This window comes from Pseudomonas sp. E102 (assembly GCF_052660185.1).
The window spans coordinates 4,886,713-4,902,732 of record NZ_CP084025.1 but is presented as its reverse complement, the minus strand read 5'-3'; the positions used below and the strand labels follow the sequence as shown (position 1 = coordinate 4,902,732).

At 60.8% G+C, this 16,020-nt stretch carries 13 protein-coding genes; 9 read left to right on the top strand and 4 right to left on the bottom strand.

The window, feature by feature from the left end; all coding sequences use genetic code 11:
* Positions 1-11 precede the first annotated feature (11 nt).
* From DOCECA_RS22115 to DOCECA_RS22100, 4 genes are all read left to right on the top strand, one after another.
* Positions 12-890: an endonuclease/exonuclease/phosphatase family protein gene (locus DOCECA_RS22115; protein WP_420766019.1), complete on the top strand. Its 879-nt coding sequence runs from the start codon at positions 12-14 to the stop codon at positions 888-890.
* Positions 887-2,920 (top strand): diguanylate cyclase, encoded by a 2,034-nt coding sequence (locus DOCECA_RS22110; protein WP_445571088.1) that lies wholly within the window; start codon positions 887-889, stop codon positions 2,918-2,920. The genes DOCECA_RS22115 and DOCECA_RS22110 overlap by 4 nt, the downstream gene beginning before the upstream one ends.
* A gap of 90 nt (positions 2,921-3,010) precedes the next feature.
* Positions 3,011-3,790, top strand: coding sequence for an N-acetylmuramoyl-L-alanine amidase (locus DOCECA_RS22105; protein ID WP_434561450.1), 780 nt, complete (start codon positions 3,011-3,013; stop codon positions 3,788-3,790).
* A 75-nt stretch (positions 3,791-3,865) separates the two neighbouring features.
* Positions 3,866-5,479, top strand: coding sequence for an EAL domain-containing protein (locus DOCECA_RS22100; RefSeq protein WP_420766122.1), 1,614 nt, complete (start codon positions 3,866-3,868; stop codon positions 5,477-5,479).
* A gap of 7 nt (positions 5,480-5,486) precedes the next feature.
* Here the strand turns inward: DOCECA_RS22100 and DOCECA_RS22095 are convergent, their stop codons facing one another.
* On the bottom strand, positions 5,487-7,277 hold the full coding sequence (locus DOCECA_RS22095; protein WP_434608648.1) for an ATP-binding protein: 1,791 nt from the start codon (positions 7,275-7,277) through the stop codon (positions 5,487-5,489).
* Positions 7,278-7,287: 10 nt separating this feature from the next.
* Positions 7,288-8,634, bottom strand: coding sequence for a sigma-54-dependent response regulator transcription factor AlgB (algB, locus tag DOCECA_RS22090; RefSeq protein WP_420766015.1), 1,347 nt, complete (start codon positions 8,632-8,634; stop codon positions 7,288-7,290).
* A gap of 437 nt (positions 8,635-9,071) precedes the next feature.
* On the opposite strand from algB, the gene DOCECA_RS22085 reads away from it, so the two are divergent.
* The 5 genes from DOCECA_RS22085 to DOCECA_RS22065 all read left to right on the top strand — a co-directional run bounded on the left by DOCECA_RS22085 (position 9,072) and on the right by DOCECA_RS22065 (position 13,512).
* Positions 9,072-9,359: a hypothetical protein gene (locus tag DOCECA_RS22085; protein ID WP_420766014.1), complete on the top strand. Its 288-nt coding sequence runs from the start codon at positions 9,072-9,074 to the stop codon at positions 9,357-9,359.
* A 78-nt stretch (positions 9,360-9,437) separates the two neighbouring features.
* Positions 9,438-9,602, top strand: coding sequence for a DUF1328 domain-containing protein (locus tag DOCECA_RS22080; RefSeq protein WP_003177151.1), 165 nt, complete (start codon positions 9,438-9,440; stop codon positions 9,600-9,602).
* A 1-nt stretch (position 9,603) separates the two neighbouring features.
* Positions 9,604-10,068 (top strand): inhibitor of vertebrate lysozyme family protein, encoded by a 465-nt coding sequence (locus DOCECA_RS22075; protein WP_434608645.1) that lies wholly within the window; start codon positions 9,604-9,606, stop codon positions 10,066-10,068.
* A gap of 692 nt (positions 10,069-10,760) precedes the next feature.
* Positions 10,761-12,092 (top strand): glutamate/aspartate:proton symporter GltP, encoded by a 1,332-nt coding sequence (gltP, locus tag DOCECA_RS22070; protein ID WP_420766012.1) that lies wholly within the window; start codon positions 10,761-10,763, stop codon positions 12,090-12,092.
* Between the two features lie 190 nt (positions 12,093-12,282).
* Complete coding sequence (locus DOCECA_RS22065) at positions 12,283-13,512, top strand: nucleoside recognition domain-containing protein (protein WP_420766011.1); 1,230 nt, start codon at positions 12,283-12,285, stop codon at positions 13,510-13,512.
* A gap of 43 nt (positions 13,513-13,555) precedes the next feature.
* Here the strand turns inward: DOCECA_RS22065 and DOCECA_RS22060 are convergent, their stop codons facing one another.
* Together DOCECA_RS22060 and DOCECA_RS22055 are read right to left on the bottom strand one after the other, a co-directional pair.
* Positions 13,556-14,563 (bottom strand): DUF5924 family protein, encoded by a 1,008-nt coding sequence (locus DOCECA_RS22060; RefSeq protein WP_445571087.1) that lies wholly within the window; start codon positions 14,561-14,563, stop codon positions 13,556-13,558.
* A 56-nt stretch (positions 14,564-14,619) separates the two neighbouring features.
* Positions 14,620-16,008 (bottom strand): M16 family metallopeptidase, encoded by a 1,389-nt coding sequence (locus DOCECA_RS22055; RefSeq protein WP_445571086.1) that lies wholly within the window; start codon positions 16,006-16,008, stop codon positions 14,620-14,622.
* Between the last annotated feature and the right edge of the window lie 12 nt (positions 16,009-16,020).

Below are 16,020 nucleotides of genomic sequence, written 5' to 3'. Positions count from 1 at the left end.
GGCCCACGGCCATGGCCCGCTGGAGTACCGAGCGCATCGTTGGCCTGCACGAACCGCGGGTCAACGAGCACCATGTCGCCTCCACGGGCCTGCCGGCGGACAGCCGCCTGCGGTTGCTCAGTTTTAATATCCAGGTTGGCATCAGCACCGAGCGCTACCGGCACTACCTGACCCGGGGCTGGCAACATCTGCTACCCCATACGGGACGCGCCGGTAACCTGCAAAAGATAGGCGACCTGCTGAAAGACTTCGACCTGGTTGCCTTGCAGGAAGCCGATGGCGGAAGCCTGCGCTCCGGCTACATCAATCAAGTCGAACACCTTGCCCATCTTGGTGCGTTCCCCTACTGGTACCAACAACTCAATCGCAACCTCGGCCGGCTCGGCCAGCACAGCAACGGCGTGCTGAGTCGCCTGCGACCGTGGGCGATCGAAGACCATCCGCTACCAGGCCCCAAGGGGCGTGGAGCGATCCTGGCGCGCTTCGGCGAAGGTCCGGAGGCGCTGATTGTGGTGATGATGCACTTGGCTCTCGGGGCTCGCACCCGAACGATGCAGTTGGCCTACATTCGCGAACTGATCGGCGGCTACAAGCACCAGGTGCTGATGGGCGACATGAACACCCACGCCAATGACTTGCTCCAGACGTCGCCACTGCGCGACCTTGGCCTGCTCGCCCCGCAGCTCGAAGCCACGTTTCCCAGCTGGCGCCCCCAGCGCTGCCTGGACCATATCCTGCTGAGCCCGACCTTGACCCTCGAACGCGTCGAAGTATTGGCCCAGCCCATTTCCGATCACCTGCCGGTCGCGGTCGAAATACGTCTGCCGGGTTCGCTCACGGCCGACGCATTCCCTGCGCTGAGTCCTTCCCCTTGCGGACCCGATGAATGAGCGACGACGCCGAACGCTGGAGAGAGAAGTACCTCAAGAGCATCGAACAACAGGAAAAGCTTGAGCGCCGCTGGGACGCTCGGCTCGACTTGCTGCGTCGAGGCCTGGTGCGCAGCACCTTGGCCGCCGAGGGTACCGACCGGGCCGTAGACCAGTGCATGAAAGAGATGCGCGAGGTGGTGCGCACCGACGACATGGACGCCGCCCTCGCCGCCTTGCTGCCGCGCCTGGAGAAAGCCGTACTCGATTCCGAACAGCGTCGCGAGACGCGTGTGGACCAAATGAGCGCCGCGTTGACCGCGTTGGTCGCCCAGTTGCAATCCTTGCCGCTGCCGAAGGAAGTCAGCCGGCCATTGAAGAAGTTCTCCAAGCAATTGGATGCCCGGGTCGGCCAGGCGCGGGAAATCCCATTATTGCTCAGCGAATTGAGCGGCTTGCAGGGCAAGGCGCTGAGCGCGTTGGAAACGCCGGATCAGCCGAGCCGGCCCGGTCTGCTGCAACGGCTGTTCGGTGGGCACGGTCACGATGAGGTGCCCGTCCAGCCCCAGCCGTCCGAGCCGGCCCGGTCCAGCCCGACGCCTGAGACGGATGCCGCGGCGCTGGCGCCTGCGCAACCGGCAGTCGAGACGGTATCCATCGCACCTGCCCCCACCCCATTAGCGGAGCAAGACCACGCAGCCACCGTGCCAGAAACGGGGCCGGTCGCGGTAACGGAGCCGGCAGATGGACCGCAAGACGAGCCTGCACCGCAGCCCGAGCCGGAAGCCAGCACCCAGGTAGCCCAGGCCGCCGTCGAACCATCCCCGGTCCTCGCCGAGCACGCCGAACCCGGAACCGTGCTGGAAAACCCGGACGAGCTGGTGCCAGAGGCGTCAACGCAGCCGCTTGAGGAAATACCCCTTGCTGTCGAAGAGCCCGTCGAGCTCCCCGCATCGGTCGATCCCGATGAGGCTCATTACGCCCTGCCAGACTCGCCGGAACCCTCCTACAGCTCGGTCGCCAGGCATATCGAAGACACCCTGCTGGGCTTGCTTGGCGATCTGACGTTGCCCGAGCGTCATCGGCCCCAGGCGGAAGCCATGCGAGAGCGTTTGCGCAACGGTTTGAACTGGTATGAGTTGTTGCCGATCCTCGACGATCTGGCGGTGCTTATGTTGGCGATCACTGACAGCGGCCAGCACGAGTTTGAAGCGTATCTGCAACGACTCAACGATCGTCTGGAGTCATTCCAAAGCACGCTGCAAGCCGCCAGCGATGACCATGCCGACAATCTTTCGGCCTCCAGGGAAATGGACTCCCAGATCCGCGAGCAAGTGGATGGCCTGCAGAGCAGCATGCAGCAAGCCGATGACCTGGAAGGCCTCAAGCAAGTGCTGGAAAACCATTTGGAAGGGCTGCTGGGTACGATGGATGAACATCGCAAGCAGCGTGACCAGCGTGAGAAGGACGTTTCGATTCGCCTGAAAAGCCTGGCCGAGCGCGTTGCGTTGATGGAGCAGGACGCTCTGATCGTGCGCGAGAACCTGGAGGAGCAGCGGCAAAAGGCCTTGATCGATCCGCTGACCGGCCTGCCCAACCGCGCAGCCTGGAGCGAGCGTCTCGAACGGGAAGTCGACCAGTGGCAGCGGCACGGCAATAGCCTGTTGATCGCCATGCTCGACCTCGATCACTTCAAGCGGATCAATGACAACTACGGTCACTTGGCCGGCGACCGGGTACTCAAGCTCATTGCCTCGGTCCTGCGCAAGCGTATCCGCGGTAGTGACTTCATCGCCCGCTTTGGCGGCGAGGAGTTCGTCCTGCTGGTGCCAGACACGCCTCTCGCGGCCGGCGCAAAACTGGCCGAGGTATTGCGCGCGGCCATCGAGGCCTGTCCGTTTCATTTCAAGGGCGAGCCAGTGACAATCACGGTGTCGATGGGCATGACGGCCTTCAAGCCGGGGGAACGCAGCGAGCTGGTGCTCAAACGAGCCGATGAGGCGTTATATCGGGCAAAAAATGCCGGGCGTAACCGAGTGGAGCTAGGCTGAGCAATTGTTCCATTTTATTAAGGGCATCGGATCATCCCTAGGTGATACGTTACACTGTTGCATTATTTTCCTGCGTGCATGTTCTTTGCCATGAAACTTATCCCGCTTCTTGCTTCGCTGCTCCTACTGGCCGGTTGTGCGAGCGGCCCCCGGCTCGATACCAGCCATCCCTCGGTCAACCACGACAGCCGTGCCCAATACATCGTGGTGCACTACACCTCGGCTTCGCTTGAACGTTCGTTGTCCCTGCTGACCCACGGCGAAGTCAGCGCTCACTACCTGATAGGGGACGATAAGGACGCGACCATCTACAAGCTGGTGGACGAAAACCGGCGCGCCTGGCACGCCGGGGAAAGCGAGTGGCAAGGCCGGACCTGGCTCAACTCCAGCTCCATTGGGATCGAGATCGTCAATCCGGGCTATATCGACACGGCCACCGGCCGCCTCTGGTACCCCTACAGCGAAGCTCAGGTGCAATCGTTGATCGCCTTGCTCAAGGACATCACCCGGCGTAACGCGATCAACCCAGTCAATATCATTGGCCATAGCGACATTGCCCCCAACCGCAAGCTGGATCCCGGTCCGTTGTTTCCCTGGAAGCGACTCGCGCAGGCAGGCCTGGGCGTCTGGCCGGACGAGGGAGCGGTCGCGCGCCAGCAGGCTGCCTATGGCGATCAGTTGCCGGCCGCCAGTTGGTTCCAGGCCGAGCTGGCCCGCCTTGGCTACCCGACACCTCGCACCGGCGAATGGGATGTCGCCACCCACCAGGTACTGGCCGCCTTCCAGATGCGCTACCGGCCGGCCCGGTTCGATGGCTCGCCAGACGCGCAAAGCGCGGCGATTTTGCAGGTGCTCAATCAGACAAAATAATGACGCTCGTCTGACTAATCGAACCAAATCCAAAACAGAAGCTATAACTCATTGGTAACTTTCGGATTACTGATGATGACGGCTGCGCGCGAAACCCTGCAGAGCTGGCTCCATCGCCCTATTTTCCTGGCGATGACGGCGGCTGCCCTAAGTACCGTGTTGTTGCTGGCGGGCAGCCTGTTTGTCGTCATGCAACAGATCCAACAGCGTGAAAGCGATCAGATGAATGCCCAAGGCGAGCGTTTCCTGCAGCGCCTGGAACAACTTTTCGGCCAACTGCGCGAAAGCCTCGATGACCTGCAGGCACAACCGCTGCGTGGCTGTAACGACGACATGATCGCCACCTTGCAGCAGGTGAGTTTCAATTATCGCTTCGTCTACGAGGCGGCTTATATCGACAGCTCTGGCATGTGCTCCAGTCGTCCGCGCCAGAGCGCTTTGTCGCTGGCACGAGCGCCTGACTTGCGGGGCCCCGCCTACAGCTATTGGCTCAATACCACCACGGAGCCCGACGAGAACCGTGCTGCGTTGATGTTGGGGCGCGGAAATTTCCGAGTGGCAACGTCTCGCGGCCACCTGACCGATGTGGTCGACCTGCCGCCGGGCAGCAGCCTGCTCGTCGTCCTGGATGCTGGCGAGCGGGCCATTCCAGTCCTAGGCACCGAACAGCGCTGGCCACCGACGGAGCCGTGGCCACCGAAAAGCAAAAACGCTTTGCAAGTCACCAAGCATCGGTTGATCTACCGAATGCCGACCGATAACCCGGAATACCAATTGGTGCTGATTGCGCCCCGTAACGGCGTACGCATTCCGGCTAACGCCTGGTGGATGCTGCCTATCAGCCTGGTGCTGGGGCTGGGCATTGGTTTCCAAGTCTTTTTACTCGCGCGCCAGCGTCAGTCCATGGATGCCGAGTTGCACGGTGCTATCCGACGCGGCGAGTTGCAGGTGCTCTATCAACCGATCTTCGATCTGCACAGCCGCAACTGCGTAGGCGCCGAGGCCTTGCTGCGCTGGCGCCGGCCGGACGGCACCCTGACCAGCCCGGATCTGTTTATTCCGATGGCGGAGGACACCGGGCAGATTCGCCAGATCACCGATTTTGTCCTCCAGCGGTTGTTCGACCAGTTGGGCCAGCTGTTGCGGGCCAATCCGCACCTCTACATTTCCGTGAACCTGGCGGCCTGCGACGTGATGGTGCCGCGCATCGGCGATGTGATCGCCCGGCTGCTGGCGATGCATCGTGTGTCGGCGCACCAGATTGCCTTCGAAGTCACCGAGCGTGGCCTGGTCGACGTGCTCGTCGCTCGCGATAACCTGCAATCGTTGCGCGACGTAGGGCATCAGGTATTGATCGATGACTTCGGCACCGGCTATTGCAGCCTGGCTTACTTGCAGACACTGCCGGTGGATTGCCTGAAGATCGACAAGGCGTTCATCGACGCGCTGGGGCACGACGCCGCCAGCAGTGGCGTGGCCCCGCACATCATCCGCATGGCCCACGCGCTGGAGCTCAAGGTCATCGCCGAAGGCATCGAGCACGAGGCACAGGCGTCTTATTTGAGCAGCGAGGGCGTGAAGTTCGGTCAGGGTTGGTTGTTTGCCCACGCGCTCAGCGCGGTGCAGCTCATCGAATTGATCACTCGCGGTCGCCGTCTGGTCGGGCGACGCATGGATGACGAGGCGTGAAGCGCCCTCAGACCGTCAGGGCCATGTAGAACTGGGTGCCCTGCCCTGGCCTTGAGTACACGCCCATGCGTCCACCGTGAAGCTGGACGATCTCCTTGCACAGGGCCAGGCCGAGGCCGGCGCCGCCCTTTTTGCGCCCAACCTGGACGAAGGGTTCGAAGATCCGTCCTTGCTGGCCATAAGCAATCCCCTCGCCGTTATCTTCGACGCTGATGATTACCCGCTCGCCGTGGCGTCGGGCTTGCAATCGGATCTGGCCGTCATCGTTGGTGTGGCGCATCGCGTTATCGATGAGGTTGTCCAGCACTCGGTCCAGTTGCGCCGCATCGGCATGCAGGCGCGGCAGCGGACCCTGGATCTCGACGAGTAATTCGATACCTTTCGCTTGCGCTTGTGCGGCAAAGCGCATCCTGGCGGCTTCCAACAGCTCCTCGATGGAGCATGGCGCCAGGGTGAGTTTCTGCAAGCCGTTCTGGTAGCGAGAGAAGTTGAGCAAGTCATTGATGAGCTGCATCAACCGCTGCATTTCTTCGTTGACGGTATTGAGTAGATCCGCTTCACGGGACTCTCGAGGAAAATGCATGCGCTCCTGCAGCAGTCCGAAGGCCATGTGCATGCCCGTCACGGGGGTGCGCAATTCGTGGGAGGCCCGCAGGACGAATTCACTGCGCACCCGTTCGAAGGCGCGTTGCTCGGTGACGTCATGCAGCACCATCACCGCGCCGAGAATCTGCCCTTGGGTATGGATGACCGGCGTGAGGCTGTAGGTCAGCACACGCGACTCGCCATCGACTTCGATGCTCAGGTCGTCCGGCGCCCGCTCTTGTGTGCCGCCGCGCAGGACCAGCTGCAACTCGTCGTCCAGCTCGACCCGTCCAAGCGCTTCCCCGAGCCCTTGTCCCAGTCGCTCCTGGTCCCAGCCCAATTGGCGTTGCGCCACGGGGTTGAGATGCTCGAGCCGACCTTGGCGGTCAATCATCAACAAGCCATCGTCAATGCTGTCGAGTACCGCTTGCAGGCGTTGCTGGCCGGCGAGTAGCTCCTCCACATTGGTCGCCTGATGTTCGCGCAGCGCCTGGGCCATGATGCCGAAGCGCCGGCTCAGCAAGTTCAGCTCCGCCGCCGAGGAGATTGGCAGCGTCACTTCGAAATTGCCTTGACCTATATCGTCAGCCGCCGCGACCAACGCCTCGATCGGCGCGCCAAAGCGCCGGGCGATGCCATGGGCCGTCACGAAGCCGATGATCAGCACCGCCAGCCCCACCAGCCCCAGCAGGCCTGAAATCAATAGGGCACGTTCGCGGGCGCGGTCCTGGGTTTCGCTGATTTTGTTCAGGGCATGGCGATAGCCCTCGATCAAGCCTCCACGTAATACGTTGAACTTATCGGTGAGCGCCTGAATGTTGGCAAGATGTTTGGGTTGCTGCAGAGAAGCATCGAAAGCCGCGAGAAAGCTGATGTAGTCGGCTCTGGCGCGGCTGAAGCTGGTGGCGGGTTCGTCCGATCGCTGTTCCTGAGCGATGCCTTCGTCCAGCAACTCGAAATACTGGCGCTTGGACGCTTCCAGCGCCGCCAGGTTGGGGGTTTCGTCGAGCATGATCATCAACTGGTCGCCCAGTGTCTGACGGAGCTTGAGGCCCAGGTCCAGCAGCACGAAGTTGTCGCGAACGGATTGTTCTTGGGTGTTGGCCATCTGCATTACGCTGACCAGTCCCAGCAACAGCCCTAGCAGCGCCACTGTGATCAGCGCCGAAATGCTGAGGAACAACCGTGTGCGCAGCTTCATCGCCAGTTTCATAAGGTGCTGCTCACAGGTTGTATTGCTTGCGTTTGCGATACAGCGTGGACGCGTCGATGCCCAGGGTCTTGGCGGCCTGGTCAAGGGTGTCGGCAGTGGCGAGCACTGCACCGATGTGCGCCTTCTCCAGTTCGTCGAGACTCAGCGCGGCACCGATACGCGGAGCGTTGTTGATCGGTTGCTCGGCCATGCCCAAGTGACTGATTTCAACCTTCTCCTGAGGGCAGATGATGCTGGCGCGCTCGACCACGTTGCGCAGCTCGCGAATGTTGCCCGGCCAGCGGTAGCCTAGCAGCGCTTCGCGTGCCTCATCGCTGAAGCCCCGTGCCGGACGCGCGTATTCTTTGACGAAGCGCGCCAGGAAGCGATCGGCGAGGGTCAGGATGTCCTCGGCGCGTTCGCGCAGGGGTGGCAGGTGCAGGGTAATGACGTTCAGGCGGTACAAGAGGTCCTCGCGAAACCGTCCATCGCGCACCATGTCCTCCAGATTGAGGTTGGTGGCGGCGAGGATGCGGACGTCGGCACGTCGGGTCACCGGATCGCCAACCCGCTCGTATTCCTTGTCTTGGATGAAACGCAGCAGTTTTGGCTGCAACGCGAGGGGAAAGTCGCCAATTTCGTCAAGAAACAGCGTGCCGCCGTCCGCTTGGTTGACCCGCCCCAGCGTGCTTTCGCTGGCACCCGTGAACGCGCCGCGGCTGTGGCCGAACAACTCGCTTTCCATCAGCTCGGTGGTCAGCGATGGGCAGTTGATGGTGACGCAGGACTTCTTCGCGCGCTTGCTCCAGCCGTGGATCGCCCGCGCCAGTTCGCCTTTACCGGTGCCGGACTCGCCGAGGATCAGGATATTGGCGTCCGTGCTGGCAACCTGCCGAGCGGTTTCGAGGACAACCTTCATCGCTGGGCTGTGGGAGTCCAGGCCGTCCTTAGGCTTACGCATTTCTCCTTCCAGGGCTTCGAGCCTGGCGGACAGTTGGCGTACCTCCAGTTGCTTGGCGGTCGCCAGCCGCAGTTGGTCCGGGCTGCAAGGCTTGACCAGATAATCGGCGGCGCCGGCCTGGATCGCGTCGACGGCCGTGTCCACGGCGGAATGAGCGGTCACGATAACGACGCGCATCCAGGGTGCCTGGATTCGCATCTGTCCCAATACGTCGAGACCGTTGTCTTCGCCCAGTCGCAGGTCCAGGAAGCACAAGTCGAATACCTGGCGTTGCAGCAAGGCTTCGGCCTGTGCGGCACTGTTGGCGGTAGCGACGCTATAGCCCTCGTCTTCCAGGCAATAACGGAAGGTACGCAGGATGGCGGACTCGTCGTCTACCAGCAGAATGCGGCCTTGATGCTCGGTGGCGGATTCCATCTTTCCTACGCTCCTTAATGAATGATGATGATTAGTGTCAGAAAAATCGGGCAAGTTGCATGGTCCATTCTGATCGAATATTACCCACCGAATCGGAATCTGTGGACCTCCTTCGTCTAAAAGACTGATTTGCGGCCAATTTTTAGCGCTGCCGGCGACAACGGTTCGGCTCGCTCATTCCGACATCCGTTTCCGACCCGCAATTCAAAAAAGAAATCGGCCACAGACCTTTATCTCAATTCGTGCATAACGCACGACGCTCGCCAGGCCCATCGTGCAGGATGCGCTCCCGCGAATGGTTGCTTTCTTCCTAACTCTTTGATTTAAAAGGGTTTTATTGTCATAAAAAATCTGGCATGCCAGCTGCAATGTTCTGGTCAACGTGGCGCTGAGGGCGCCTCAACCAGATCACCGCTAGGGTGGGGAGGAGTTTCAGGATGAATCGTCAAGTTGCCGCCCAATTTCGCATTACCCGCCTGCATATCCAGCAGGGGCTGTGGGCTTTTGTCGCGTTGCTGGTCACGCTCGTGGCGGGTCAGCAATTGATGCTCTGGCATGAAAGCCAGAAGCCGGAAGCTCCACTGGTATCCACCTACCGTGCCCCGCAAACCCATTTCAGTGCCGCCAGTACGCTGGCGCAGGAATCCGCTTCGATGCGGATGATGGAAGTTGATCAGGCGCAGCCTCTCTCGGAAATGCCTCGTGAAGAGCGCTGGGTGTTCTGATTCGAACCGGTCGTCCGTTGCACCGGAACCATCATTGCCAGATTCGTTACTAAATAGAAAAGCGTAAGGAGAATCACCATGTTGAGCTGGGCTATTACCTTCCTGATTATTGCCATCATCGCCGCTGTATTGGGCTTCGGTGGTATCGCAGGCACCGCCACGGGCATCGCCAAGATTCTCTTTGTCGTGTTCCTGGTGATGTTCATCGCATCGTTCTTCTTTGGCCGTCGTGGCCGAGGCTGACATGAGCGTGACTCTTAAAGGACTGGCCGCCGCCCTGCTGTTGGGCGGCAGTGCCATGGCAATGGCTGCCAACGACGGTCAAATGCGGGTCAACCAATTGCTGCAGTCGGACACGCAATATCGCGAGACTTGGCAGCAGGTTGTCAAGAAGGAAGAACGTCTGCCCGAATGGGTGATGAACCTGACGGGCGATGCAGAGCAAATGAACGCGGTCGAAGAGGACGGCGACAAGTATCTGGTCGGGCCGTTGTGCGAGACTCAGGCCACTTGCAAGAGCAAACGCCTGTTCGTCGCCTTCAGCTTCGATAAAGACGAAGCTTATGCCCTGTTGGTGGAGGTGCCCGCAGGCCTGCCGGCCGATAAGTCGCCGACCCGTCACGCGGACTATCGCTTTCTTGGCAATCCCGATGAAGGTATGCAAGAACTGTTAATGGAACAGCTCAAGAAAGATCCTAACTGGTACTGATTTCTTGAAGCGGGAAGAGCAACGCTGCTTTTCTCTCTGCGAAGCCCGAGGAGGGCCGAAGCATGACCAGGGGGCTGGGACGTTCTGACCATACAGGGTCGGAGTGACCTACGGGCACAAGGGGTGCCTGCGAAAGGGCCGGGTCAGGTAAAAGCTGCGACGCAAGTTCGCGAAGTCGTGACGGCTTGGCGGACTTGCGTAGAGCTTATCCCCACGCTAGAGCGTCTCGCTGCTCTTGCGCCAATATCCGCCATCCGGCCGCGACACATTGTCCTGTTTGTTCCCCACGCGCTCGAACCGTTACCGTATATCGGAGAATGAGTGCCAGGGTTCTTGTCTCCGACCGGAGCTTCGACCCGCTCCATCCATCGTCTTTCCAAGCAATCCGAATAACGCCCGGCTACGCTTAAATGGCCGCATCACGGCACTTTTGCCTGCTCCAATGGCGTATTCGAACTGTTTGGGACGCACGTTTCGTTTTGTAAAACTCATGCCGATTCGGCATAGGGTAGGCGTTTACGGCATTAGACGATCCCCCCTTGCATCGCAATAGTTGCGCCTTTTTTCGCCTGCTGGTGAGCTGCCTTTGGCGCTCAGGGTGACCTTATATGGGGCAGCGGCATGGGTTCGAACCGCCGTCTGGCGGTCCGTTGATGTGGCTGTCCGAGTCAAACTGAAGTAAGGGTAATGATATGAAGAAGGCAAAACTAAGCCTCGCCTGGCAAATCCTCATCGGTCTGGTGCTCGGGATTGCAATCGGCGCGCTGCTCAACCATTTCAGTGCCGAAAAGGCCTGGTGGATCAGCAACGTGCTGCAACCGGCAGGCGATATCTTTATCCGTCTGATCAAGATGATCGTGATTCCCATCGTGATCTCCTCGCTGATCGTTGGCATCGCCGGCGTAGGCGACGCCAAGAAACTCGGGCGGATCGGCTTCAAGACCATCGTCTATTTCGAGATCGTGACCACCATCGCCATCGTCGTCGGCCTGCTCTTGGCGAATTTCTTCCAGCCGGGCAACGGCATCGACATGAGCACCCTGGGTACGGTGGATATCTCCAAGTACCAGGCCACGGCGGCCGAGGTCCAGCATGAGCATGCGTTTGTCCAGACGATCCTCAACCTGATCCCGTCGAACATTTTCGCGGCCGTCGCTCGCGGCGAAATGTTGCCGATCATCTTCTTCTCCGTCCTGTTCGGCCTTGGTTTGTCCAGCCTGCAATCGGACCTGCGCGATCCTCTGGTGAAGATGTTCCAGGGCGTGTCGGAGAGCATGTTCAAAGTCACCCACATGATCATGAAGTACGCGCCGATCGGTGTGTTCGCCCTGATCGCCGTGACGGTGGCCAACTTCGGTTTCGCTTCCCTGTTGCCGCTGGCGAAGCTGGTGATCCTGGTTTATGTCGCCATCGCCTTCTTCGCCTTCGTGGTGCTGGGCCTGATCGCTCGGGTGTTCGGCTTCTCGGTGATCAAGCTGATGCGCATCTTCAAGGATGAGCTGGTGCTGGCCTACTCCACCGCCAGTTCCGAAACGGTGTTGCCGCGGGTTATCGAAAAGATGGAAGCGTATGGGGCGCCAAAGGCTATCTGCAGTTTCGTAGTGCCTACCGGCTACTCGTTCAACCTCGACGGTTCGACGCTGTACCAGAGCATCGCCGCGATCTTCATCGCCCAGCTCTATGGCATCGACCTGTCCATCGGCCAGCAGTTGATGCTGGTATTGACCTTGATGGTGACCTCCAAGGGCATCGCTGGTGTGCCGGGCGTGTCCTTCGTGGTGCTGCTGGCTACACTGGGCAGCGTTGGCATTCCACTGGAAGGCCTGGCGTTCATCGCCGGTGTCGACCGCATCATGGACATGGCCCGTACGGCGCTGAACGTGATCGGAAACGCCTTGGCCGTGTTGGTCATTTCCCGTTGGGAAGGCATGTACGACGATGCCAAGGGCCAGCGCTACTGGAATTCTTTGCCGCACTGGCGCAGCAAGGAGCCGTTGCCGGCAGGGGAAACTTCCAGCCGCTGAGGCATGCCTTAAGGTCCCATCGCGAGCAGGCTCGCTCCCACAGAGATCACTCAATCATTGTGGGAGCGAGTCTGCTCGCGATGGTGGCGGCACATGCAACATCAAGCCAACCAGACCCCGGAGAAATCCGGGGTTTGTCGTTTCGGCCAGCCCCGCTATCATTCGCCGCATCTTCCGGGGGACTTAACCGATGCTCAATGGCCTGTGGCTTGGCTTCTTTATCGTGGCAGCCGTGTCCGCACTGGCGCAGTGGCTGATTGGCGGCAACGCCGGGATCTTCGCCGCCATGGTGGAAAGCATCTTTGCCATGGCCAAGCTATCGGTGGAAGTCATGGTCCTGCTGTTCGGCACCCTGACCCTTTGGCTGGGGTTCCTGCGCATCGCTGAAAAAGCCGGCATCGTCGACTGGCTCGCCAAGGCCCTCGGGCCGCTGTTTCTTCGTTTGATGCCGGAAGTCCCAGCCGGTCACCCGGCGATTGGCCTGATCACCCTCAATTTCGCGGCCAATGGCCTGGGCCTGGACAACGCCGCCACGCCCATCGGCCTCAAGGCCATGCGCGCCCTGCAGGATCTGAATCCCAGCCCGACCATCGCCAGCAATGCGCAGATTCTGTTTCTGGTGCTCAATGCATCGTCGCTGACCCTGCTGCCGGTGACCATCTTCATGTACCGCGCCCAGCAAGGCGCGCCGGACCCGACCCTGGTGTTCTTGCCGATCCTGCTCGCCACCAGTGCCTCGACCCTGATGGGGCTGCTGTCCGTGGCATTCATGCAACGTCTGCGCCTGTGGGATCCGGTGGTCCTCGCCTACCTGGTCCCGGGCGCGCTGGCGCTGGGCGGCTTCATGGCGCTGCTGGCCACGCTTTCGGCCACGGCGCTGGCGGGGCTGTCCTCGATCCTCGGGAACCTGACTTTGTTTGGCTTGATCATCCTGTTCCTGGTGGTGGGCGCGCTGCGCAAGGTCAAGGTGTACGAAACCTTCGTTGAAGGCGCCAAGGAAGGGTTCGATGTTGCCAAGAACCTGCTGCCGTACCTGGTGGCGATGCTGTGTGCCGTCGGTGTGCTGCGGGCCTCCGGAGCGCTGGATTTCGGCCTGGACGGTATTCGGCACCTGGCCCAGTGGGCTGGCTGGGACACGCGTTTCGTCGATGCGTTGCCCACTGCCATGGTCAAGCCGTTTTCCGGCAGCGCCGCCCGGGCGATGCTGATCGAAACCATGAAGACCTCTGGGGTAGACAGCTTCCCTGCCCTGGTGGCGGCGACGATTCAGGGCAGCACCGAAACCACTTTCTATGTGTTGGCGGTCTATTTCGGCGCGGTGGGCATCCAGCGAGCGCGCCATGCGGTGGGTTGTGCCCTGCTGGCGGAGCTGGCCGGTGTGGTGGCGGCGATCGGGGTTTGTTACTGGTTCTTTGGCTGACCTGTGCAAGCGAGCCTGCTCGCGATAGGGCCTGACGAGCCCTTTATTCCGTCACCTTGAACCGCAGCACGCCGATCATCTGGCCATTCTCGGTCAGCACCCGCACTTGCCATTTGCCTGTCGGGTCGCCGGGGAAATTCTGCTTGTGGGTCCAGGCGCGATAGCCTTCCTTGCGCCCTCCGTGAATGTCCAAAGCGATGCGATCCACTTCTTTGCCATTGAATTGCCAGACATGGTAGATCCGCTCGTCCAGGCCTCGCGGCGCATTGATGGCGGTGTAGGCGTACAGGCCATTGCTACGAATCTGGGCGGCGCTGACTTCCTTGAGGCTGGCGCCAGGCGTGCGATCTTCCACTTGGGTGCTGATCGCCACCTCGGTCATCCAGAGCGTGGCGGGCGGTACCCAGGAGCGCAGCACCCAACCGGCGGCACCAATGCCAAAGGTGATGCACAGGATGGCCAGGGCGTTGCGCACAGTACGGATCGGAAAGATCGAAGCCAGGCTCGGGAATGACAACAGCATGGCGATGCCCAGTGCCAGCTTGAAGCTCTGGTCGGTGGTCAGGTGCAGGATCACTGGCAGCGCGGTCAGCAACGCCGCGAACAGCGTCAGGGTGTGCAACGCCAGAAAAGCCCATCGCCGCGGCGCCAGCCATTTGTAATACAGGGGGTCGGTGATCGAGACCAATGCCGCCGCCGCGAGCAGGCCAGTGAAGATCAGTTGGCTGCTGTTCCAGGTGGTGGTGATGAAGAAAAACGGCAAGACAAAAAACAGGCTTTCCTGATGAATCATTTGCGTGGCGTAACGCAACAGCGGCTGGGGAATTTCCCGTTTGAAAATCCGTGTGAACAACCGGGTCAGGCTGTTCTCCAGCATCAGCCAGAGCCAGCTCACCAGCATCATGATGGCGATCCAGGTCGCCAGGCCTTGCTGGCGATCCACCAGCATGAAACTGCCGACCCCGGAAATGAAGCCGCCGAGCGCGATGACCCCTGGGTAGCGCTTCATCAGTTCGATAATGCGCTGGATTAAATGAGTCAGGTTCGGCATTCGGCAGGTTCACGCTAAGTCGTAGGAAAAATCCCTGACAGGGTACCACTGTGAATTCATTCCGGGTCCCGTCGATGCCTGCGCCGTATCAGCCAGGCCACCAGCCCCAGCAGAACCGCCACCAACCCGCCGAGTGTCCAGACAAGTTCGTCATCGCTGAGCAGCGGCTTCTCGATGCGCAAATAGCCTGGGTCCTTGAGCAGCTCACGCAGGGCCAGGTTGGCCTGTTCCAGGCTGACTGCCTGCAGGCGCTCGGCTGGGTTGGCGAAGCGGCCGTCTTCGTAGTCGCCCAGGGCGCTCCAGTAATAGTCGGCCAGTGCGCTGTTGCCTTGGACGGCCCAGGACTGATGAGCAATGGCGGCACGCTTTATCCGCACGAAACTCTCGGGGTCCAGGCCGTCCCTCAACAACGTGTTGCGCAGCGTCTCGAGCGCGTGTTCGGCCTGGGGCAGGTCCTCGCGGGCCAGGTCGGCGTTGAGGCTCAGGAAACCGACGCCGCCGAAGACGTCCCGCTCCACCCACGGGCCATAGGACAGGCCGTCAGCCAGGCGCAGTTGCCGGTAGAGCGCCCAATCCAGGTAATCCTTGAGCAGATCGAAGGTTTCATCATGTTGTTGCTCCAGCACCGGCTCCGGGAACAGCCAGTGAAGCTTGGCGCTGTCGCCGACCAGCCCACGAATCAGGTTGCGCTTGGTCACCGCGCTGTAGCGGATCTGCGCCAGCGGTTCATGGACGCTGGGTTCGACCGGTTCCAGCTCGCCGTAGGCGCGTTCCAGATACGCCGGCAGCAGTCGATCGAGGTCACCTACGACGATCAACGTCATGTTATTGGGCGCGTACCAAGCCTTGCGCACCTGTTCCAGTTGGGCGACGGTAAAGCGTTCGACCTCGGCCCGTTCCGCACAACGCAAGCCCAGTTCCACGGCCAGTTGGTTGCTGGCTTTGTGGCCCAGGTCCTGGCGGTCGAGCCAGCGTTGCAGATGGGTGTAATGGCCGCCGTCCTCGCGCTCTACCACCCGTTTGGCCGCTTCCAGATTCTTTGCGTCAATTCGGGTACGGGTCAGCAATGCCAGCAACAAGTCCAGGACTTTGCGTTGATTGCGCGCTGGCGCCTCGATGACAAACGTCGTGTCGGCGTTGCTGGTGAAGGCGTTCCATTCGCCACCCAGCGCCTGCATGCGCTCTTCCAGGCCGCCCTCGCCGGTATCGTCGACGCCGCTGAACAGCACATGTTCGAGCAGGTGTGGCAGTTCCTTGTCGGCGCAGCTGAAATCATCGAGGCCCACGCCCACCACCAACCGAATCGCCACGTGTCCACGTTCCGTGCCGGGCTTGAGCAACAACTGCATGCCGTTGGGCAACGTATATCCCTCGACCTGGAAGCGATCCTGGGCAACGACGGGTAGGGAACCGAACAAAAGCAGGACGAGTAGCAGACAACGCATGGCGGGCTTCCT

Excerpts from the sequence above, each read along its gene's own strand:
- DOCECA_RS22115 (WP_420766019.1), top strand. The coding sequence starts at position 12 with ATGGCCCGCTGGAGTACCGAGCGCATCGTTGGCCTGCACGAACCGCGG.
- DOCECA_RS22110 (WP_445571088.1), top strand. The coding sequence starts at position 887 with ATGAGCGACGACGCCGAACGCTGGAGAGAGAAGTACCTCAAGAGCATC.
- DOCECA_RS22105 (WP_434561450.1), top strand. The coding sequence starts at position 3,011 with ATGAAACTTATCCCGCTTCTTGCTTCGCTGCTCCTACTGGCCGGTTGT.
- DOCECA_RS22100 (WP_420766122.1), top strand. The coding sequence starts at position 3,866 with ATGACGGCTGCGCGCGAAACCCTGCAGAGCTGGCTCCATCGCCCTATT.
- DOCECA_RS22095 (WP_434608648.1), bottom strand. The coding sequence starts at position 7,277 with ATGAAACTGGCGATGAAGCTGCGCACACGGTTGTTCCTCAGCATTTCG.
- algB (WP_420766015.1), bottom strand. The coding sequence starts at position 8,634 with ATGGAATCCGCCACCGAGCATCAAGGCCGCATTCTGCTGGTAGACGAC.
- DOCECA_RS22085 (WP_420766014.1), top strand. The coding sequence starts at position 9,072 with ATGAATCGTCAAGTTGCCGCCCAATTTCGCATTACCCGCCTGCATATC.
- DOCECA_RS22080 (WP_003177151.1), top strand. The coding sequence starts at position 9,438 with ATGTTGAGCTGGGCTATTACCTTCCTGATTATTGCCATCATCGCCGCT.
- DOCECA_RS22075 (WP_434608645.1), top strand. The coding sequence starts at position 9,604 with ATGAGCGTGACTCTTAAAGGACTGGCCGCCGCCCTGCTGTTGGGCGGC.
- gltP (WP_420766012.1), top strand. The coding sequence starts at position 10,761 with ATGAAGAAGGCAAAACTAAGCCTCGCCTGGCAAATCCTCATCGGTCTG.
- DOCECA_RS22065 (WP_420766011.1), top strand. The coding sequence starts at position 12,283 with ATGCTCAATGGCCTGTGGCTTGGCTTCTTTATCGTGGCAGCCGTGTCC.
- DOCECA_RS22060 (WP_445571087.1), bottom strand. The coding sequence starts at position 14,563 with ATGCCGAACCTGACTCATTTAATCCAGCGCATTATCGAACTGATGAAG.
- DOCECA_RS22055 (WP_445571086.1), bottom strand. The coding sequence starts at position 16,008 with ATGCGTTGTCTGCTACTCGTCCTGCTTTTGTTCGGTTCCCTACCCGTC.